Source organism: Caballeronia sp. dw_19 (assembly GCF_018449515.1).
Classification (GTDB): Bacteria; Pseudomonadota; Gammaproteobacteria; order Burkholderiales; family Burkholderiaceae; genus Caballeronia.
The window spans coordinates 10,891-30,398 of record NZ_JAAVUQ010000024.1 but is presented as its reverse complement, the minus strand read 5'-3'; the positions used below and the strand labels follow the sequence as shown (position 1 = coordinate 30,398).

18 protein-coding genes are annotated in these 19,508 nt (G+C 58.9%); 11 read left to right on the top strand and 7 right to left on the bottom strand.

Translation table 11 applies throughout. The features are described 5' to 3' along the window. Nucleotide 1 precedes the first annotated feature (1 nt). The 7 genes from HB376_RS26705 (at nucleotide 2) to HB376_RS26675 (ending at nucleotide 4,406) form a co-directional block, all read left to right on the top strand. On the top strand, nucleotides 2-1,054 hold the full coding sequence (locus tag HB376_RS26705; RefSeq protein ID WP_213766738.1) for a contractile injection system protein, VgrG/Pvc8 family: 1,053 nt from the start codon (nucleotides 2-4) through the stop codon (nucleotides 1,052-1,054). 359 nt (nucleotides 1,055-1,413) lie between these two features. Continuing rightward, nucleotides 1,414-1,974, top strand: coding sequence for a lysozyme (locus tag HB376_RS26700; protein ID WP_213766737.1), 561 nt, complete (start codon nucleotides 1,414-1,416; stop codon nucleotides 1,972-1,974). Then, nucleotides 1,971-2,375 carry a hypothetical protein gene (locus tag HB376_RS26695; RefSeq protein ID WP_213766736.1) on the top strand — a complete coding sequence of 135 codons (405 nt, stop codon included), beginning with the start codon at nucleotides 1,971-1,973 and terminating at the stop codon, nucleotides 2,373-2,375. The genes HB376_RS26700 and HB376_RS26695 overlap by 4 nt, the downstream gene beginning before the upstream one ends. Beyond that, complete coding sequence (locus tag HB376_RS26690) at nucleotides 2,372-2,770, top strand: phage holin family protein (protein ID WP_213766735.1); 399 nt, start codon at nucleotides 2,372-2,374, stop codon at nucleotides 2,768-2,770. Before HB376_RS26695 ends, HB376_RS26690 begins: the two co-directional genes overlap by 4 nt. Continuing rightward, a complete protein-coding gene (locus HB376_RS26685; protein WP_213766734.1) occupies nucleotides 2,767-3,189 on the top strand; it encodes a hypothetical protein in 423 nt (140 codons plus the stop codon). The genes HB376_RS26690 and HB376_RS26685 overlap by 4 nt, the downstream gene beginning before the upstream one ends. Before the next feature lie 31 nt (nucleotides 3,190-3,220). Further along, nucleotides 3,221-3,469 (top strand): hypothetical protein, encoded by a 249-nt coding sequence (locus HB376_RS26680; protein WP_213766733.1) that lies wholly within the window; start codon nucleotides 3,221-3,223, stop codon nucleotides 3,467-3,469. Between the two features lie 145 nt (nucleotides 3,470-3,614). Further along, nucleotides 3,615-4,406 carry a DNA adenine methylase gene (locus HB376_RS26675; RefSeq protein WP_213766732.1) on the top strand — a complete coding sequence of 264 codons (792 nt, stop codon included), beginning with the start codon at nucleotides 3,615-3,617 and terminating at the stop codon, nucleotides 4,404-4,406. A gap of 1,160 nt (nucleotides 4,407-5,566) precedes the next feature. On the opposite strand, the gene HB376_RS26670 is transcribed toward HB376_RS26675, so the two are convergent. After that, the gene (locus tag HB376_RS26670; protein WP_213766731.1) at nucleotides 5,567-6,703 is read right to left on the bottom strand and encodes a HAMP domain-containing sensor histidine kinase; all 1,137 of its coding nucleotides are present in this window, start codon (nucleotides 6,701-6,703) and stop codon (nucleotides 5,567-5,569) included. Nucleotides 6,704-7,820: 1,117 nt separating this feature from the next. Continuing rightward, nucleotides 7,821-8,219: a response regulator gene (locus tag HB376_RS26665; RefSeq protein WP_213766730.1), complete on the bottom strand. Its 399-nt coding sequence runs from the start codon at nucleotides 8,217-8,219 to the stop codon at nucleotides 7,821-7,823. A 131-nt stretch (nucleotides 8,220-8,350) separates the two neighbouring features. Here HB376_RS26665 and HB376_RS26660 point away from each other — a divergent pair, with 131 nt between their 5' ends. Further along, nucleotides 8,351-9,469 carry a sensor histidine kinase gene (locus HB376_RS26660; RefSeq protein ID WP_213766729.1) on the top strand — a complete coding sequence of 373 codons (1,119 nt, stop codon included), beginning with the start codon at nucleotides 8,351-8,353 and terminating at the stop codon, nucleotides 9,467-9,469. Nucleotides 9,470-9,889: 420 nt separating this feature from the next. On the opposite strand, the gene HB376_RS26655 is transcribed toward HB376_RS26660, so the two are convergent. Together HB376_RS26655 and HB376_RS26650 are read right to left on the bottom strand one after the other, a co-directional pair. Beyond that, on the bottom strand, nucleotides 9,890-11,011 hold the full coding sequence (locus HB376_RS26655; protein ID WP_213766728.1) for a hypothetical protein: 1,122 nt from the start codon (nucleotides 11,009-11,011) through the stop codon (nucleotides 9,890-9,892). Nucleotides 11,012-11,056: 45 nt separating this feature from the next. Further along, the gene (locus HB376_RS26650) at nucleotides 11,057-12,076 is read right to left on the bottom strand and encodes a hypothetical protein (protein WP_213766727.1); all 1,020 of its coding nucleotides are present in this window, start codon (nucleotides 12,074-12,076) and stop codon (nucleotides 11,057-11,059) included. Nucleotides 12,077-12,397: 321 nt separating this feature from the next. On the opposite strand from HB376_RS26650, the gene HB376_RS26645 reads away from it, so the two are divergent. Continuing rightward, nucleotides 12,398-12,895 (top strand): GNAT family N-acetyltransferase, encoded by a 498-nt coding sequence (locus HB376_RS26645; protein WP_213766726.1) that lies wholly within the window; start codon nucleotides 12,398-12,400, stop codon nucleotides 12,893-12,895. Between the two features lie 13 nt (nucleotides 12,896-12,908). Here the strand turns inward: HB376_RS26645 and HB376_RS26640 are convergent, their stop codons facing one another. Both HB376_RS26640 and HB376_RS26635 read right to left on the bottom strand, forming a co-directional pair. Further along, a complete protein-coding gene (locus tag HB376_RS26640) occupies nucleotides 12,909-13,760 on the bottom strand; it encodes a cytochrome c oxidase assembly protein (RefSeq protein ID WP_213766725.1) in 852 nt (283 codons plus the stop codon). 32 nt (nucleotides 13,761-13,792) lie between these two features. Further along, nucleotides 13,793-14,434 (bottom strand): SCO family protein, encoded by a 642-nt coding sequence (locus HB376_RS26635; protein WP_213766724.1) that lies wholly within the window; start codon nucleotides 14,432-14,434, stop codon nucleotides 13,793-13,795. A 334-nt stretch (nucleotides 14,435-14,768) separates the two neighbouring features. Here HB376_RS26635 and otsB point away from each other — a divergent pair, with 334 nt between their 5' ends. Then, nucleotides 14,769-15,539 (top strand): trehalose-phosphatase, encoded by a 771-nt coding sequence (gene otsB / locus HB376_RS26630; RefSeq protein ID WP_213766723.1) that lies wholly within the window; start codon nucleotides 14,769-14,771, stop codon nucleotides 15,537-15,539. After that, nucleotides 15,536-16,915 carry an alpha,alpha-trehalose-phosphate synthase (UDP-forming) gene (gene otsA / locus HB376_RS26625; protein ID WP_213766722.1) on the top strand — a complete coding sequence of 460 codons (1,380 nt, stop codon included), beginning with the start codon at nucleotides 15,536-15,538 and terminating at the stop codon, nucleotides 16,913-16,915. Before otsB ends, otsA begins: the two co-directional genes overlap by 4 nt. Before the next feature lie 81 nt (nucleotides 16,916-16,996). On the opposite strand, the gene HB376_RS26620 is transcribed toward otsA, so the two are convergent. Continuing rightward, a complete protein-coding gene (locus HB376_RS26620; protein ID WP_213766721.1) occupies nucleotides 16,997-18,835 on the bottom strand; it encodes an ABC transporter ATP-binding protein in 1,839 nt (612 codons plus the stop codon). Between the last annotated feature and the right edge of the window lie 673 nt (nucleotides 18,836-19,508).

The window sequence follows — 19,508 nt, the reverse complement described above, 5'->3', positions numbered from 1 at the left end:
GATGCAAGCAATTTTTCAAGTGATCGCCAATGGCGACGACATCACCAAGACGATTCAAGACCGTATCTTGCGGATTCGCACGGTTGACAAACCGGGCCTTGAATCCGACTCCTGCGAGATTGAACTCGATGACCGGGATGGGAAGATCCAGTTTCCTCCGAAGGGCGCAACGCTGCGGATATCGCTTGGTTGGCAGGGTGAGGGCTTGGCCTTCCTCGGCGAATATGCCATTGACGAAATCGCGCTCAAGGGACCGCCCGCATCGGTGATCATCCGAGGTAGGCCCGCCAACCTGCGCGCGACTTCCAAAACCCATCGCTACGGCAGTTGGGAGAACGCCAAGCTGGCGGACATCGTCGGAGACGTAGCCCGGCGCAATAAGTGGACACCGGCGTGTGGCATCGACGTAGTGGTGCCACGTGCCGACCAGTTTGGCGAGAGTGACCTGCATTTCATTACGCGCCTTTCTCGGCAGTACGGGGCGACGGCCACGATCAAGGCGGGAAAGTTGATCGTCGCCGCGCGTGGCGCAGGCAAGAGCGCGAGCGGCTTGCCGCTTGCAACGATCACGCTCACGCCAAGCCAGTTGCTCGACTACACGATCACCTTCCCAGATCGCGCGAACTTCGTTGCGGTTCGGACGAAGGTGCACGACGTCAAGACCGGCAAGAAGATTGACTTGGTTATTCCGAACCCGGACGCGCCGGCCGGGGCCTCAGCGGTCCACACCGAGCGGCACGCATTCGCCAGCCCCGAAGCTGCCAAAGCAGCGGGTAATGCCCGCCTGCAGAAGCTCAATCAACATACCGCGAAGAGCACGATGGTGATGCAGGGGCGTGCTGACTTCTCGGCGGAAAAAACGGTCGCTCTTCAGGGCTTCAAAAAGGAGGCAGATGGCGATTTCCTGATCGATTCGGTCACGCACACCTACTCGGGCCGCAGTTGGGAAACAGAGGTCGAGCTCAACGCGGGCAACAAGGGCAAGGCGAAGGTCGGTCACGGCAAAAAGCCGGCCAAGAAAATCAATCTAATTGTTCCATCGGCCGGTAATTAGAGACGTTGTGCCGGACGGTCAGTCGCGCTCATGCCGATGGTTCAAGTCTCGCCATGTCCGCACAAACTCAGCGTCGTCCCAATCATCTTCCTCGGTATTACCGTTATTCCTTGGCCGATATAACGCAAGCAAGAAAGAAATTCCGAGAATAACGGCAATTATGAAGATCACTTTGATAATCATTTCGCACCCCGGAGTGATCAAAGGAAGCGTTTGTCGGCTTCCTTAAATGACATAAGCAAGAACAGTGTCCTCACGTAGTGAGGGTATTCCCTAGATCACTGGCCGCCCTGAGAGGTGGCTTTTTTATGGCCACTCCGATCGTTCATCGGCGCGGCCATTTTTTATGGAGGCTGCTTTTGAACGAAAACCTCAAGTATTCCGAGCAAGGCTTCTCGCTCACGCAGGACTCCGAGACGCTTTACCTCTTCTCCTACCCGGATCCCGCCTCGCCTTTAGGGAAGGAATTGCAGCGCCGTGGTTTATGGCAGATGACGTTACGCGGGCAGCCGATCGCGGCCAACTTGCTCGCACTGACCGGTGCGCCGTGGACGGGTGGATGGGGCCATACAGGTCCCGAGATGCGCTACGGCATGACCCTCTCGCGCGAGCAGGCGGTGGCGTGGCTGCATCAGGACGTTGCGAGCGCGGAGGCAACGGTCAAGCGTCTGGTGCGTGTCGAGCTCACTCAGGAAGAGTACGACGCACTCGTCGACCTGGTGTTCAACATCGGCAGCGGCAACTTCGACACGTCGACGCTATTGCGCAAGCTCAACGCCGGTGACACGGAAGGCGCGATCGCCGAATTCGCGCGGTGGAACAAGGCCGGCGGTGTGGTACTGGCGGGGCTCGTGAAGCGCCGTGAAGCCGAGCGCGTGTTGTTCCTGCTCGGCGCGAATCACCTGCGGAGGGCCGCATGAAAAACGATGCTCTTGTCCGACTGATCTACGCGTACATGGCCGTCTATATCGCGGTGTCATCCTTCGCTGCGCCGTGCTCGGCAACGTCGCTGATGCTCGTGCGCGATGGTTTCTGGGGATACGCCGTGACGTGTGGTACGGGTGCGCTGGCGGCTGTCATTGCGGTCGACGTCGCGATCAACGACTGGTTGCCGCAGAAGTATGGCTTTCATTGGGCGAAAGCTCAACGGCACCGGCTGTATGCGATCACGGCCGGCGCATACATCACGCCGCTCTTCGCGGCGAGTGCGTATTTCGTCAATGCTGCACAGCTCATTTTTTACATCGGCATGGCGTCTTTCGGGCTTGTTCTGGGCTATCGAGAGGCGCGAGCAAAACGGGGGGTTACGTGCGCCGAATGATCGTCTGGGTGTGGGGAGTAACGGCGCTGCTCTGGGCGGCCGCCGCGTATGCGATGAGCCGGTCGGCAAGCGACGCGGTCGTGGTCGAGCTGGAGAGCATTCCGGTGGCCTCGTTGGGACTTGCGGTGATGCTGGCCTTGATCGGCGGGACCGCGAGCACGTTTCAGCGTCTCGCATCCAGCGACCCGCTGGTGCGCTCGATCGCGGTCGAGGTCGGTAGCGTCATCACGGCTTCGGTTGTGGCGGGGCTGGCTGCGTTTTTCTTTTGCATGTGGCGCGAGTGGCCAGCGCCGCTCACCGCGCTCGTGATTACGTTGTCGAGCTGGGGCGGTAAGCGCGTGCTCGACCAGGCGCTCGACGCGTGGGTGCGAAAAATCCAAGGAGAGGGGGCATGACGGAAATAACGGGTCGCCTCGCGGCGATCGCGGCCGGCATTGCCGCGATCGCATTTGCCGCGCTTAGTGTGTGGTTCTACGTCGAGTTGCGTGCGCTGCAAACGGAGCACACCGATACCGAGCGGCAGCTCGCCACCAAAACGGAGAGCAACGGCGTGCTCAAGTCGCAGCTGGCCGCCTCGCAAGCGGACCTGGCTGTGATGACCGACGCGGCTGGCAAATCGTCTGCGTCGGTCGTCCTCTTCGCGTCGCAGGTCAGTGCTGCGCAGGCGGCCGCGGGAGAGGCGAAAGCGAGGGCTGTTCAGCAGTCGGCCGGCTATCAGAAACAAATCGATGTGCTCACCGAGCGTATCGATCATCCGACCAATCAACCGGAGACATGCGATGCGGCACTTGATGGTTTGCGCAACACTTTGTAACGTCCTTCTTTTTGTGCCCGGATGCGGGTCCGTGCCAGTCGAGCACCCTGTCTCGGCGGTCACGCACACGAAGGTGGTCGAGACACATGTAGCCGTGCCGGTGCCGTGCATCGATGCAGTACCGGCGTCGCCTCCGTTTTTGTCCGACGCGGATCTGTTGGCCGGCCCGAACGGCTCGACCGTCGACCGGATCTGGCGGGACCACTTGCAGCGCAAGCAATGGGAGGGGGTCTTGACCGCACAACTGATCGCATGCGCGACGGGCGGTGTGACGAAGTAGAGAAGAAAAGACAGGGCGACGGCGGGAATGTTGGAGCATTCCCGTCGTCGCCTTTCCACTGTATAGGCCAGTGAATTAGCCAAGGCCCTGCCACCCACCGGTGGGCGGGCCGAATTCTAGCGTATTTCCAGATAAGGCAATCACAATGGCAACTCCCATCATTCCCTGGATCGGCGGCAAGCGCCGTCTTGCGGACCATCTTATTCCGCGTTTTCCGAAGCACGAGTGCTACGTTGAGGTGTTCGCGGGCGGCGCTGCGCTTTACTTTCTGCGTCCGCCGGCGGCCGTCGAAGTGATCAACGATATCAACGGCGAGTTGATCAATTTGTATCGCGTCGTGCAGCATCACCTCGAGGAGTTTGTGCGCCAGTTCAAGTGGGCACTCACTAGCCGGCAGGTGTTCAAGTGGTTGCAGGACACGCGGCCGGAGACGCTGACTGACATTCAGCGCGCCGCTCGCTTCTATTACCTGCAGCAAAATTGCTTTGGCGCGAAGTTGGAGAGTCAGTCATTCGGTACAGCGACGACAACACCGCCTGGCCTGAATCTGCTGCGCCTCGAAGAAACGCTCTCGGCCGCGCACCTGCGACTTGCTGCCACGTTCATCGAGCGACTCGACTGGAAGGCATGTATCGATCGGTACGACCGCCCACATACGCTGTTCTATCTGGATCCGCCGTATTGGGAGACAGAAGGGTACGGCGTGCCATTTGAGCACGCCGAATATGTTGCCATGGCGGCCCGGCTCCGGACGCTGAAGGGCAGAGCGATCGTCAGTCTCAATGATCATCCGGACATCCGGCGGGCATTTGATGGTTTCCACATCGAAACGGTCGATATCAAGTACACCGTGGGCGGAGGGGGTCGGGAGGCGGCTCGGAAGGAGGTGATTATTTTTAGTTGGAATGACGCAGCGGAACCGGCCGGACTTTTCTAGTCGATCAGCATGGAGAGCCTGCTTTGCCGGGCTCGTTTTGTGCGTTACACGGATGCATTTCACGGAGACCGTAGCGGAAGCGCGACGGGAGGTGTCGGCGTCGGTTTGGGTAGAATTGCGGTGCCCATGGGAGGAAACATGAGAAACGGTCCGTCCGCTATTGAAAGTCGTGATCTTTACGTGCTCGTTGAGACGTTGCTCAATCAAGCCCAGCACGATTCTTTTAATGATCCTATTAAGTTGAGTGCGGAGATAGAGACAGTCATATGGTTCGCAGCGCAGCTATACGGCGAGGATTTCTTCTCAATTAGCACACTTGATGCTGCAAGGTCTCTTTTGCGCATGGGTCGTCGAGCTACTGCATTACAGGAGGTGAAGAGCCTTCTCGTGCTGCGAGGGGCGCTAGAGGTTTTGGGGCATTAGAATTGCTAGGGCCATCCGGAACGACGGAGGAAGCGTGACGTCCAGCGCCAATAAGCTTGCGATTCAGAGTTTTTTCGTGACGCTGTGGCCGTTACAGGAGCGCGCGAAAGCGTTTGTTCCCGAAGATTTTGCAAGCTTGTGCGCGGACGTAGGGGCAATGCTCGCAGACCTTAGGCAAGTATGCGAAAACGATAGCGAGGTGCTTAGTTCGTTGGCGATCGCGCAGATACTTCTTTCAATGGGGCATCCCGAGCTAGCACTTGTGAAGATCCGAGCGATCCTTATTCTGAGGGGAGCTTGACCGAGTACTCGGGATCAGCGACCGCTATTCCCGCGAAAAACTCCCGCGAGGCGGGAGCTGCATTGGGCGAGAGGTGAGCCGCTGCAAAGGACAATGCATACTATCCATTGTTGAATTCGCGGCATAGCCCTGCGACTGAAACACAGCATTTCGCAGCACGGTTGTTCACGCATTGGTCAAACTAACTTTGACCGTCTCAGTTCGACCCGTTCGATCAGCGGTATACCGTGTTGCACAGTTGGTTATTCGAGCCGCATTTGAAAGTACTTTGAGAACGTCTCGCAACAAGTTTAGCTGGAAAGGTTTGGCTACAGAGTGATGTCGCTCGTGGGTTACGTGCACCTGTCGGCATCCTGTTGCCTTTGAGAAGCGGCCAAGTGCAGCCAATCGCGATCGTCACTGATCGGCCGCGAGCGGAGGGGCGGCAGTGGTCGTGTCAGTGTTCGACCATCGTGTGTCGCGGAAGGCTGATAGTAAAAACGCACCCCGTGTCGGGGATATCGCGAACGCTGAGAACGCCGTCGCTTGCTTCAACGCTTCGGCGGGCGATCGAAAGCCCCAATCCGAGGCCGGTTCTATCAACGCCGTTTTGCCTGAACGGCTCGAACATGCTTTCTACATCGCCGGTGGACAAACCGCCGCAATGGTCTTTCACGTCGATCAGGATGCGGTCGGCAACTGCGTACGCGTCAAGGGTTACTTCGGTGTCGGGATGAGTGAACTTGAACGCGTTTTGCAGCAGGTTTCCAAGCGCCGAGAACAGCAGATCCCGGTTCGCACATACGGCCAATCGTGCGTCGACGTCTGAAACCGCGAACGCACACCCGCGAGCCTGAGCCCCGAGGCCCGCAGCCTGTTTGATCTCTTGGATGAAGTCAGCCAGCGAGAACGTCTGCGGCGGTGTTGCGCTCCCGGCTGTCAACCGCACGTCTGTTAGTGAATCGTCTATCAGATCACGCATGCCATCCATACTGCGCTCCAACACTGATCCCGTCGCTCCGGACAAGTTTAGATTCCCAGCCTTCGCCGCACCAAAAGCGAGCGTTGCGGTTTGGAGAAAGTTGCGTAATTCGTGAGCGAAAAATCCTAATCGTTCATTCATCTGCGTGGCGTAGTTGTCCGCCGCAACTGAATCGCGCTGATAACTGAACTCCGTCACTGCGTCCGCTATTGCATTGTCCAGGCAGCGGTTGAGTGTTCGAAACTCGTCTATTTGGAAGGGCGCGTCACGTTCATACGCAAGATCGGTAATTGCCTGACAAAGGTCTCCATAGTCGTGGACAACCTGGTCAACCGAAAATCCGAGTTCCAGGAGTTGTCGTCCGTGTTGAGAAGCGGAGTTTCCAATCGCCGAAAATGAGGACTCGCCGCCTGCCGGCCCCGAGATTTTACGACTATCCATGGGCTCCGCCGTCTGTTCAACACGAAGCGTCAGAATAAGTTGATCAAGAAAAAGCGGCACGCCGTTCTGCAGTTGCTGCGCGGTTGCCCCTCTGGCGGGCCTGTGCGCAACTTTTATTCGACACCGCTCGATAAGATCATCACGATTATTTGAAAGGAATTCATGCATCATGGCGCATTACCTCCTTTGGTCGACTGCAATGGGCAGACCGCCTGCGGGTCCCGATGAGCGGTTCGTTTGAGCGATGTGAACTTAGCTCATAGTTTACTGTATACCCTTCCTGAGAAGCCTCGAAGTTTGCCGCGGTCGTGCGGCAGTCTGGACGTCTGCAGTAGGGAAAATCGAAGATCTGCAGAGCCGCGGAGCGGTCCTTCGAAGTTAGCAGGTGGCGCACGGCACTAGCTTGATGAGCGGTTAATCTGGGCGGCTAATGCTTTTAATTCATGAATTTAAAAGAAAGTGAGCAGCCCGCAAAGTCGCTTTGGTCTGTGCGCGATAGCGTGCGTCGGCCAATGGCAGGAGGTGGCGCACGAGCAGTCGCTTATAGTCTTGTCTGTACCCTTCATCTCTGGAGCGACTGCAGTCTCAGCATTTTTGTGAGAAAGCCCAGGAACGGAAAATGTCGGGAAGCGCTGGTAAATTCAGTGATTGGTCGTCATTCTTGCGTATGTCCTCGTGGATCGCGCGCGGGAGTACCGATCAACATGTATCTGCCGTATCGGGTCACCTTCGCTGGAGTCTGGACCAACAAACATGCCACACTCAAAACAGTTGATTAGCCCAGCAGCACGAATCCACCTACTTTGCTATTTAGTGGCGAGTGCGCTCGCATCGCACGCTTTGACGAAAACATGGCGTGTCGAGCACGTGGTTGAATCGGCACGCATCTGGCTGGCTAGAAACATGATGTGGGCGAGTTGGCTTGACCGATTGATGCTAGGGCAAATGGCGCTAAAGTTGTCCCGCGAGTACCTGACCGCTTCCCACACAGTACGTCAATCGGATGCGCTTACGCTGTTCACGAACGAGTTGACGCTGAACTATCAAAGCCCACTGGTTGGGCACATCTGGCAAAGGTGCAGCGATGCGCTGGAGGCTGGTTCTTACCGGGCCGGCGCATAGCGGCCATGAGCCGCCGGTCGACGACGGCAGTTCAATCGTCAACAATTTGCAACCATAGCCACCGCAATGCCATCCGAAATATGTGGGGACCGCCGTTATCGCCGTGCAGATTTTGCGCTGTGCCGTAACGACCAGACGCAATGGGCATTGGCTGCACGCCACCAGCCTAGGGGGATGAGTCTGTACCGGACTGAAGGCCCGTCGCTATAGTGCTCAAAAGGAGGGGCAGTTTGATAGGTTTTACGAGGTGGTGATCGAACCCCGACCTGATTGATTCAGCCCGCTCAAAGGAAGATGCCAGCGCGGTGGCAGCTACCAGTAGCGGGAAAGGTGTGAATTGCAAGCGCCGGATCTCCCGTGCCACCGCGCGTCCATCCATGCGAGGCATCTGGATATCAAGAACAACGACACCGGGCTGCCACGCGCGATATGCGTCGAGCGCTTCGACGCCGTCTCCGGCCGTTTGAATGTCGTAGCCTTGCGCATTGAAGAATAATGCATATGCGTCTAGCAGGTTCGGGTCGTCGTCCGCGATAAGCATGCGCATTGCGTTTTCAGCAGGCATCGGATCCTCCAATCGCGAACTCTTCGAACAGCAATTGCCAGGCCCGATTGGGACGGCGCAATTAGTTTGCGTGTGGCGACGGATTCCGCAAAAATGAATTAGATTGACTCGTTTCGGACTTCGGGGCACGTATGCGACTGGCTGACTTCATCCTGCGCGACATGGAAACCATTCTGGTGCAGTGGGAGGCGTTCGCCAGTACGTTATTGCCGGCAGCAGCCAATATGCAGTCACTGGCCTTGCGCGACCATGCGCAACAGATTCTGGAGGCCGTGGCAAAAGACTTGTCGACCTCCCAGACAAGCGAGGCCCAGTTCGAAAAATCGATCGGGCAGGCGCTCAAGCCGGCCGGGGCACAGGAAACCGCCGCTCAATCGCATGCCCTCCTGCGCGCGCGAGGTGGGTTTGACATTAACCAACTGGCTGCCGAGTACCGAGCTCTGCGCGCCAGCGTGCTCCGCCTATGGATGGATGAATATCGGCCCGACGCCGCCCATCCGGAGGACATCATCCGCTTCAATGAGGCCATCGACCAGGCAATCGCCGAATCGATTGCCCTTTTCAGTGCGCAGGTAGACCAGGCTCGTAACCTGTTGCTTGGAATGCTGGGCCACGACATGCGCAGTCCGCTCCAGACTATCCAGACGACGGCTTCGTACCTCGCAGCGTTGAATGCCGGTGAGAAAGTGTCGGTAGCTGCTTCCCGACTAATCAGAAGTGGCGGGCGTATGCAGGCGCTGCTGGACGACATGCTTGATTTCAACCGAACCAGGCTGGGTTTGGGCGTCAATATCGCGCCAACCGAGGGAGACCTGGCAAAACAATTTGCCGATGAATTGGACCTGTTGCGGGCAGTACACCCGGACCGGAAGCTTGAGCTTGACATCGTTGGCGACTGCCAAGGCGTTTGGGACGGCCGGCGCCTGCAGCAGTTACTTGGTAATCTCGTTCTGAATGCGATCAAATACGGATCGCCCGACGCGCCGGTGCGTGTGACACTGACGGGGGAGGGAGCGGAAGTCCTTCTGGAGGTGAAAAACAGCGGAACCGCCATTGAACGTTCAACCCTCGACCGGATCTTTGATCCGCTGCAACGTGGCCCGAACTATCAGGACAGAAATAACGACAGCAGTCTGGGGCTGGGGCTGTATATCGCGCGAGAGATTGCCAAGGCCCATGGGGGCGGCATCGAAGCGCGCTCCGACGAGACGGAAACCGTGTTCGTTGTACGTCTACCCCATCGTCAATAGCGTTCGCGAGATACGCATCGATCGCCGGTCGGCGTGCTTTGAATACGCGCACAGATGGAACTAGGGTTCGGGACTACGCAGCGAAGTCTTTGCGGATCCCCGCCTTTTGCTTCACTGACAGCAATCGCGTGGCTAGACAAGTTCCGGGATGTTCGCTTTCGCTAAACGCATTTGGCTGCTTCGGGTCTACGGTCTTTCGAAGGCAACGAGCGGCGTTGGCCACGTATGTGGAGTGGTTAATATGAGTGGTTAATCTCGGTAAGTAATTGAATTAAGAGGAATGGTGACGGCCTGCAAAGCCGTTTAGGCCGGTTCGACTCCGGCTCGCGCCTCCAGAGATTCAAAGAAAAAGCCCTGATTATTCAGGGCTTTTTCTTTGTGTGCGGCGTATCGAGAAACCACTCCGGCTCAGTCCGTGCCTCAGCGTCCGCGTACCGTCTCAACGAGTGTTCTCCACGGGCTGTTGGCTCGCTTGCGCGCGGCCCAGCGGTGATTTGGCAATGCCACGGCAAGCCAGGGCTCACTATGCCCGACGAAGCGCCGAACTTGGAATCGATACGGCGCCTCAAAGAGATCAAGATACGCGCGTCGATAATGCTCAACCATCGCCGCTTCCTGATAGTAGGTCTCCATCCACTGCCGCGAGGCCGCACCCAGCTCCGTGCGTAGCGCCCGATCCCAAAGCAGTTCACGAAGCGGACCTTCGGCCTCCTCCAGCCGTACATCGATCCAGGGCAGTTCAAGGGCGCCCGTCATGGCCCTCAACTGTGACTGAACGCGATTGTCGAGATGACCCAAAGTGGGTTTCCCTTGCGACAACGCCTCCAGCCCGCTCAAGTGATAATTCCCGGTCACGCATTCGTCGATGGCAATCGCCGCTTGTTGCTTGGCCCGCAAACACGCGTCATGCGGCGTATCGACAATCAATTGAAGCGTGCATAAGCCCTTGCGCTCCAGTTTGCGCAGCAGCTTGAGGGTTTGCGGAACGCCCTTGGTTTCCCAGCGCGTTTTCCACGCAGATGACCGGCCGCTCGGCGAAAACGTGACGAGCGGTATGCCGTGCGCATCGGTATTGCTCTCCGGACCGGGCAAGTAGCGAGGATCGTTCAACGGGATCACATTGGGAACCACCCTGGCGAACGGGTAATAGCGCTCGGGACCCTGCGCAATAACGAGTTGCGGCACGTCCTCGTACACAATCCGCTGGACCACTCCGGCGTCGCCCTTGGCCCAGAGATCCGGGGCCGAATGGTATTGCTTGATGATTTTTTTATCGCCGAATCGCTGATGGAAATTCGGACCGAAAGTCTCATCGAGCGAGAAGAACTGATGGACGTGAATGACGTCCGCGTCCACTATGACGTCGAGCGCCTGCTGCTGCTGAGTCTTCCAGTCGATATCGACAGCGAAAGTTCGGCTGCGATACGCACTGCTATTGAAGACGATATGCCGCGCCTGGACATCGGTGAGCCGATTGAGTGCTGAAACAATGTTACCGGGACTACCCGCCACCGGCGTATTGGAAATATGAACGACCTTCATTGCGCGATACCGCGCCAGGTACGCGCATACCGCTTCAGCCGCGGACTATTCCTGTTCAAGGGATGCATGAGCCAGCGAGTGCCAGTCGTCCTTTTCGATAATGTCGCTCCCAAGCGCACTTTGCGCCGAGAGGTTCACCACGCGTATGCCGCGACGGGTTAACAGCGGGGCAGCATGGCGAAACGACGGTTCTATGAAGGAATTAAAATCTCCGTCCAGCGCGCTCGGCTGCATATTCTCTTTGGTTTCGTAGAAGCGCGGTGTTTGCGTCGCGTTCAGCAAATCGAGCCCATGCATAAAGATTGTTTTGAACCCGAGGGAGGTGAGCACTTGCAAACCCGTGTAGGCCACGGTACGGCCATCGAATATGCCCCGCCTGATATTGAAGCTGAAACCCAAGGCGGCGTCTTCGTCAAACAGCGTGAGATCCGTGCTTGCATGCGTAGAAAGGAGTTCGTGTTTGAGCAATGCGCGCTGGCAAGCGGGGTATTGGATATCTTCAATCAGAAATACCCGGCAACGGAACTGCGATAACGGGAAGTATTGCGCGATGTACCATAAAACTAATGGGGTCGCGAATAACGTCAGCTTTTGCTGAACCACGCGTGCGACCAGATCAGGGCGCTTTCGTACAAACCCGGCATCCACGATGCAATAATATTCAAACCGAACCGGATGTTTATCTTGTAAAGCGATTGCGCCGTTTACTCCCATGACGTTATGGAGATCAAGCGCACCGTAATCAATGTCATTGACCGAGGGGCCCGTGGCAATCAGATGGCAATCACCCGTCTGGGATGCAAGCAGGTCGTCCGGATTCTCGACCAGCAATTCATGGCCTTCAATCGACATCCGTTTCAGAAACCCGCGCGAATCCCGCTCAATGGACACGCCGTGCCACAAGCGTTCGTTATGCCGAAACGCACTGGAGTGGGACCAACGATAAACAAGTTTGAAAAACGTGCTGGACAGGCGTTGCGCCGGCTTGGGCCAAGCATATTCGTGCACTATCGACATCTCGCTTGCAACGGATTGCGATGGCCTTACCTGATCTACCGAAATCATAGAGCGCATCACTCCAGAAATGCGACGGGAAATGAAGCGCCCGACTGGGTGACGACTAGTCTAATTAAACGTTACTCCCTCCGCGTTACAGTCAGCCCCACAACAGTTACACCTTGTTACCAGATCATTAAGATTCGTTTAACTTAATAAGGCTCGGATAATTGGGCGAGCGGATACCACCGCTCTTCCAGTAGCCGCGGCCAGTGAGCGCACGCGCTGCTCGCCTCGCGCGGCATAATTGCAGGTTCAGACCTGCCGCGTTGTCATTTCGCACGATTCCCACGACGTGCGGCGTAGAAGCATCCCACCGAAAAAGATCCCATGACCGAGCCATTTTCCGAATTCCACTGGCGCTGGAAACCATTCGACGACCTTAGCGCACTCGACGTCTACACCATGCTCGCCGCGCGCAGCGAAGTGTTCGTGGTGGAGCAGCAGTGTGTGTACGGGGACGTCGATGGACAGGATGCCGATGCCTGGCATCTGCTCGTGTATCGGCGTTCGGCGGATGGTCGGCCTGCGCTCGCCGGTTATTTGCGAGTCCTGCTGCCGAACCTGGCCGACGGCACGAAAGAAACAGAAGACACCGATATCCGTATCGGCCGCGTGCTGACCACAGCGGGCTTTCGCGGTATCGGATTAGGCCAGGCGATGCTCGAACGCACGCTGGGTTTCATCCGCGAACAATGGCCCGGCCAGCCGATACGCCTCCACGCACAAGCGCGATTACAGCGCTTTTATGCGGGCTTTGGTTTCGAGCCAATCTCCGATGTCCACGTGGAAGACGACATTCCGCACATCTGGATGCGCCGCTTATAGAAGGACCGTGCGGCTAAACCGTCACCGGTTCCGCTTGCGCACGCTGCTGGACCAGCCGTTGCCGAGTCGACAACCGGAGCCAGTGGCGCATTGCGATCAACGCGCCGATCACGCTCATCATCGAACCGGGAATCCACAGCAGCAAGCCGCCGATCTGCTGATCGCGCATCGGGCTGATCCACGTGAATGCGCGCCCGCAGATGGAGTAGATGGGATAAAGCTCGTGCGGCGTGAAGAAAATGTATGCGCCGAGCATGATCTGCGGCGGAATGGCGGCTATCACGATCAGGATGCGGCGCCCGGGCGCGAGCCGCGCGGGGGGAGCCGGGCGCGAATCGAGCACGAGCCACCAGAACAGCAGGCCGTCGATCACCATGCTCCAGTTCATGACGCGGTATAGGCGCCAGTCGAGCATCGCCTTGAAGTGGATCGGCGAAAGCAGCCAGAAGTAGATCAGCCCGACAAACAGCACCACCGCGACGACCGGATTGAAAATCACCTTGAACAGGATGCGCGCCGGGGCCGTATTGAGCGCAGGCCTGAGCCAGCGCTGCCGCCAGGTGAACGGAATGCCGGCCCGCAGCGCCGCGCCAGGATACGAGAGCGCGATGAAAAACGGCCCGAGATGATGCAGCACCAGATGTTGCAGCCGATGCATGAAGAATTCATGCTCGAAGAAGTAGTCGAGCCGCGTATGCAGCGCGACGTAGAGCGCAGTCAGGCCGAACCAGAACGACACGTGCCGCGCGAGCGACACGTGTGCTTTTTTCGCGCCGCGAGCGAACAACACGGCCGCGGTCAGCACGGCGATCACGACGGTGGGCGAAGGCTCCCACGGATCGAGCCAGTAAAGAATCGAGGACATGTTGACCGTAGCGCCCAAGCTTGGTAGTGAATTCAGGAAGCGGTCGAGTCGATCACGCGGCGCAAATCGTGCGTGATCGTGTCGATGGAATCGCTCTCGGTGGCGAGCAGGCGCGCGTGGCCGTGGGTATCGAAGATATAGACGGCCGAACTATGCGTGACGTCGTACGCGCCGGATGGATCGCGTTTCTCCATCTGGTAAGCCACCCGATACCGCTTGGCAATGCTTTCGATCGCCCCGTCCGTGCCGGTCAGTCCAACCGCGTGCTGGGCGTCGAACGCGCGCACGTAGTCATGCAGCGCAGCCGCGGTATCGCGAGCGGGATCGACGGTGATAAACACAATGCGCGTGTTCTTGGCATCGGGGCCAAGTTGCTGCATGACTTGCATCAGCCGTGCCATGGTCTCCGGACACACGTCCGGGCAGTGGGTGTAGCCGAAGTACACCAGCGTTGTCTGGCCCAGGAATGACTGACCGGTGACGGGTTTGCCGGTATCGTCGGTGAGCTTGAAGTCCAGGTCGGGCAGATGGCCGCTGACATCGGTCAGCTTCCAGGGTGTTGTATCAGGACGCGAGCACGCAGCGAGGCCGGCGCTCAGGATCAGGGCGGCGAATAGCGGGGCGAGTACGGCGGCGAACCAGCCCTTGGGTTGAAAACTGAACCAGGAAGACATTTGCAACTCGGATGAGGGTAGGGTGCATCAAGGCAGCAACGCGGACGGATCATCAAAAAACCGTCCGTGAAGCCATCCGGGTGCCGACTCTATCTCAGAATAGAAGCTTACGCCGGGCGTGCAGCCGCGCCGGCGCGTGGCCGAGGCGTTATGCCGCAGGACCGCCAGATAAGGATGAAAGTTAATCGAAGCAGGGTTGAAAGCGGCTTGATATGTGGCACAGGGTGTTGGCTTGCCGCATGAGTGTCCAACGCCGCTTTCCCAGACGGGGTTACAAAGCGCGGTAACATGCGCACACTTTTCCGGTCCTTCTCCGGCTGAAAGGCAGATATAGATGCAAAACCTCCCAGACCAATTTCCGCTCGCCACGACCGCTTTTTTCTTCGATTTCGACGGCACGCTCGTTGAACTCGCGCCCACGCCGGACGGCGTGAGCGTGCAGCCGGTCGTACCCGCCATCCTCAGTGCATTGCGTCGCGCGACCAACGGCGCGGTGGCGATCGTGTCGGGACGAGGGATTGACAGCATCGACTCGTTTCTTTCAATGCCCGATCTGCCCGTCGCGGGCTTGCACGGCGCCGAGCGGCGCGATTCGAATGCGGATGTCCATCGTGTCGGTTTCAACGACGAGCGCCTGCTGCGCATGGAACACGTGCTTGAAGGCGTGGTGACGGCCAACCCCGGCATGCTGCTGGAGATCAAGGGCGCCGCGCTCGCGCTGCATTACCGCAATGCGCCCGAGCGCGGCGTGGCGGCGCGCGAGGCGACCGAGAAGCTGGTTGCCCAGTACGCCGATGCGTACGTGCTGCAGCCCGGCAAGATGGTCTATGAAATCAAGCCGAAGGACGTCGATAAAGGCCGCGCGGTGGTGGCTTTCCTGAATGAGCCGCCGTTCGCGGGGCGCCGGCCGGTGTTTATCGGCGACGACCTGACGGACGAAAAAGGCTTCGCGGTAGTGAATGAGCGCAACGGGCTGTCGATCAAGGTCGGCGCGGGCGACACGCTTGCGCATTCGCGCGTGGAATCGGTCGGCGCGCTGCTCGACTGGCTGCAGCGCATTGCCGGAATTGAAGATATTGAAGGTTCTAAAGGGACGCGTTCGTGAGCAGGCTGATCATTGTTTCGAACCGGGTCGCGCCGATCTCCGAGGGCGGTCCGGCGGCGGGCGGTCTGGCGGTCGGTGTGTACGACGCGCTCAAGGAAACCGGCGGCATGTGGTTCGGCTGGAGTGGCGACGTGGTCGCGGAGCCACCGGAGGGCATCACGCTGGAGGAGCGCGGGCGGGTGACGTTCGCGACCATCGGCCTGGCGCAACGTGACTATGACCAGTATTACCGCGGCTTTTCGAACGCTACGTTGTGGCCGGCGTTTCACTATCGGCCGGATCTGATCCAGTTTGATCGCGATGAATTCGATGGCTATTGCCGCGTCAACCGCTGGCTCGCGAAGCAACTCGCGCCGCTGCTGAAAGCCGACGACGTCATCTGGGTCCACGACTATCACCTGATCCCGTTCGCGCAGGCGTTGCGCGATGAGGGCGTGACGAATCGCATCGGCTTTTTCTTGCACATTCCTTTTCCAGCGACGCAGGTTCTGCTCAGCGTGCCGCGCCATCGCGTGCTGGTCGAGGCGCTGTGTTCCTATGATCTGCTCGGTTTCCAGACAGCGCCTGATTTGCGCGCGTTTTGCGATTACATCGAGACGGAGGCGAACGGCTCGGTTGTACGCATCGCCGGCGAGCCGAATGCCGTGAGCGCCTTCGGCAAGACCTTGCGGGCGGCGGCGTATCCGATCGGCGTTTATCCCGATGAAATCGCTTCGCTCGCCAAAGACGGCGAAAGCGGGCGCGAAGTGCAGACCGTCAAGACGACGCTGCGTGAGCGCAAGCTGATCATGAGCGTCGACCGGCTCGATTATTCGAAGGGCTTGGTCGAGCGTTTTCGTGCGTTCGAAAAGCTGCTGGAACATCAGCCGGGGCAGCGTAACAACGTGTCGTTCGTGCAGATCGCGCCGCCTACACGCGCCGATATGGACACGTATCGCGACATCCGGCTGCAGCTTGAAGCGGAGTCGGGACGCATCAACGGGCGCTACGCGGAACTCGACTGGACGCCGATCCGCTATATCCATCGGCAATATGAGCGGTCTGTGCTTGCCGCGCTGTTTCGCGCGTCGCATGTGGGGTTCGTCACGCCGTTGCGCGACGGTATGAACCTCGTCGCCAAGGAATACGTGGCGGCGCAAGATCCCGACGATCCCGGCGTGCTGGTCCTGTCGCAATTCGCGGGCGCGGCGCAGGAATTGAACGGCGCGCTGATCGTGAATCCGCTCGATATCGCCGGCATGGCGGACGCCCTGGCCACGGCTCTCGCGATGCCATTGAAAGAGCGGCAGGCCCGGTATACGGACATGTTCGCCCAGCTTCGCGAGAACAACGTTTCCGTCTGGCGAGACAACTTCATGCGCGATCTGCAGGCGTAAATTTGCAGGCGTAAAAAAGCCGCTTCGGTCTGATGAATCCGAAGCGGCTTTTTTATTGCTGGTCTTGTGGCGGAAGAAAAATCAGGTCGATTCAGCCTTTGCCGCAAGTTGTTGCGAGGGCATGGTCGCCGGTGGCAACTTGCCATGCTGCTTGGACAGCAGTTCCCGATACAACCCCGGCCGGTTGCGCAACTGATCCGGCGAACCGTCGTCGATCACCTTGCCGGCGCTCATCACGATAATCCGGTCGAAGCCTTGCAGCGTCGACAACCGGTGCGCAATCGCAATCACGGTACGGCCGACCATCAGCCGGTCGAGCGCCTGCTGGATCGCTTCTTCCGACGAACTATCCAGCGCTGACGTGGCTTCGTCGAGTAGCAGGATTGGCGCGTTTTTGAGGATCGCGCGCGCGATGGCAATGCGCTGACGCTGTCCGCCCGACAACTTAACGCCGCGGTCGCCCACGATTGTGTCGAACCCTTCCGGCATTGCGTCGATGAAGTCCGAGCAGCGCGCCTCGCGGGCGGCCGCGAGCACTTCTTCGCGCGATGCGTCCGGGCGGCCATACGCAATGTTCTCGTACACGGTCCGGTGGAACAGCGAAATGTCCTGGGGAACGAGCGCAATCGACATCCGCAGGCTGTCCTGCGTGATCAGCGAGATATCCTGCCCGTCGACCTTGATGGCGCCGCCCTGCGGTTCGTAGAAGCGTTGTAACAGCGCGAGCACCGTGGATTTCCCGGCGCCCGACTTGCCGATCAGCCCAACACGCTGACCCGGCTCGATGTGCAGGTTGAATTTATCGAGAATCGGCCGGCGGCGCGGATAAGCGAACGTGACTTCCTCGAAGTCCACCCGCCCGCCTTGCGGTACGAGTTCCGTTGCGTCGGACCGATCGGGCATGCCGTGCGGCTCCAGCAGCGTCTGCACGGCTTCCGCCAGCCGCGCGACGTGCTGCGTCACATCCACGAGGGCAACAGCCAGATCGCGGGTGCCGTGGAGAATGGTGAAGCCGAGTGAGCTGACCAGCACGATATCGCCGGATGTTGCCCGCCCCTTCGACCACAGCCACAACGCCCAGCCGAGTAACCCAGCCGAAAGGATCGCGGTCACGACCGCATGGAACAGCCGCAGCTTCTCGAGATACAGCAAGCTTTGCTGGCGCGCGACCATTTCGGCCTTGACCGTCGAGCCGAAGCGCTTTTGCTCGCGAAACGTCATACCGAATGCACGCACGAGCGCCATGTTGCCGATCACGTCGACCAGCTCGCCGTCAACCGATGCAGCTTTCGTGGCAAACGTGTGATGCCGCGCGGAACCACGCCCGGCGAGCCGGTACAGCACCAGCGCAAGAATGGCCGACGCGAGCATCAGACAGCCGGCCATCAGCGGATTGACCGCGACGATCATCACGATTGCGCCGACCACGGCGATGCACGGCGGCAACACGTTCCACGCCATGGTGTTCTCGGCGGTATAGATCGCATTCGATGTCGCCGTGATCCGGCTCGCCAGCATGCCAGGCTGTTTCTCGGAGAAGTACGTGGGCGAATGGCCGCTGAGGTAGGAGAACAGGTCGCGCCGCAGGTCGCCCGTCACCACGACGAACGCATGCGCGCCCACCCAGCCGCCGACTCGCCACAGCATGTTGTCGGCGGCGATCAGGCCGACCAGGATCATGAAGGCGGACCAGAGCGGACCGGGATGGCCGCGGCCTTGGCCAAGCACGTCGATCAGATGCTTGATTGCATACTGCGAGGCGAGCGCGCAGCCGACCGCGGCCAGCACGCTGGAAAGCACGATGGCGTGCGCGACAGGATGCCGGCGGATGTAACGGAACAGGAAGGCCAGCGGGCGATTTGCATAGCTCGCTAGCTTCGCGTTGTGCACGTTACGCTGAGAGACGGTGAGTTGGTCCAATGGTCGTTTTCGATCGAGTAGAGCGGTTGAGCGCGATGCTTCGCCGTTGCCGCAAACGCGGCGTGTCCGGCCAGCGAGGCAATGGCGTGCCAATGGCGTGCGGCACCGATTGCTGAATTGTAGCGAGTGTAGCGAGCCAAATCGTCTCGCATAATGCTTTCCGTGGTGCATATTCATCAGCCAGGGCTGATTTTCAGCAAAAGTGCGTCGTCTGAACCGGGCAATCAATGCTCGCTGGGGACGTGTCTCGCACCTCCGACGGTCCGCCCGGTGCTGTGTTCGCGGTACCTCGACGTGAACTGGCGTCAACTGGTCGCCCTGCCCTTGGCAGGGTGAAAGCACGTCGCGGTCCCGCTACCCGCGTGGCGGCGCTAATGGGCAAATCCTGCACTGGCCGATACATCATGCCGTGGCCGGATTTGGAGGATGTCGCAGCGCGTGGGGCTTCTGGAGCGTGGCTGCGACCGGTTCGGTCCATGTCGATCAGCGTAGAACAGCCTTGATAAACAAGGGCTTGCAAAGTGTATCGACGGTGTAACAACCTAAATAAGTTGAAATGTAAGATTGGAAACCTTGCAAAAACCGCGATACTTGGCTCCGGGTTTCCCCTTAGGCGTTTTGACAGGTTATTGTAGGTTCCGGTCAACGGCTCCGCAGGTTGTGCGTTTATGGC

What these genes read in the sequence shown, in the direction of transcription:
- HB376_RS26705 (WP_213766738.1), top strand. Translation starts at nt 2, where the DNA reads ATGCAAGCAATTTTTCAAGTGATCGCCAATGGCGACGACATCACCAAG.
- HB376_RS26695 (WP_213766736.1), top strand. Translation starts at nt 1,971, where the DNA reads ATGAAAAACGATGCTCTTGTCCGACTGATCTACGCGTACATGGCCGTC.
- HB376_RS26690 (WP_213766735.1), top strand. Translation starts at nt 2,372, where the DNA reads ATGATCGTCTGGGTGTGGGGAGTAACGGCGCTGCTCTGGGCGGCCGCC.
- HB376_RS26685 (WP_213766734.1), top strand. Translation starts at nt 2,767, where the DNA reads ATGACGGAAATAACGGGTCGCCTCGCGGCGATCGCGGCCGGCATTGCC.
- HB376_RS26675 (WP_213766732.1), top strand. Translation starts at nt 3,615, where the DNA reads ATGGCAACTCCCATCATTCCCTGGATCGGCGGCAAGCGCCGTCTTGCG.
- HB376_RS26670 (WP_213766731.1), bottom strand. Translation starts at nt 6,703, where the DNA reads ATGATGCATGAATTCCTTTCAAATAATCGTGATGATCTTATCGAGCGG.
- HB376_RS26665 (WP_213766730.1), bottom strand. Translation starts at nt 8,219, where the DNA reads ATGCCTGCTGAAAACGCAATGCGCATGCTTATCGCGGACGACGACCCG.
- HB376_RS26660 (WP_213766729.1), top strand. Translation starts at nt 8,351, where the DNA reads ATGCGACTGGCTGACTTCATCCTGCGCGACATGGAAACCATTCTGGTG.
- HB376_RS26655 (WP_213766728.1), bottom strand. Translation starts at nt 11,011, where the DNA reads ATGAAGGTCGTTCATATTTCCAATACGCCGGTGGCGGGTAGTCCCGGT.
- HB376_RS26650 (WP_213766727.1), bottom strand. Translation starts at nt 12,076, where the DNA reads ATGATTTCGGTAGATCAGGTAAGGCCATCGCAATCCGTTGCAAGCGAG.
- HB376_RS26645 (WP_213766726.1), top strand. Translation starts at nt 12,398, where the DNA reads ATGACCGAGCCATTTTCCGAATTCCACTGGCGCTGGAAACCATTCGAC.
- HB376_RS26640 (WP_213766725.1), bottom strand. Translation starts at nt 13,760, where the DNA reads ATGTCCTCGATTCTTTACTGGCTCGATCCGTGGGAGCCTTCGCCCACC.
- HB376_RS26635 (WP_213766724.1), bottom strand. Translation starts at nt 14,434, where the DNA reads ATGTCTTCCTGGTTCAGTTTTCAACCCAAGGGCTGGTTCGCCGCCGTA.
- otsB (WP_213766723.1), top strand. Translation starts at nt 14,769, where the DNA reads ATGCAAAACCTCCCAGACCAATTTCCGCTCGCCACGACCGCTTTTTTC.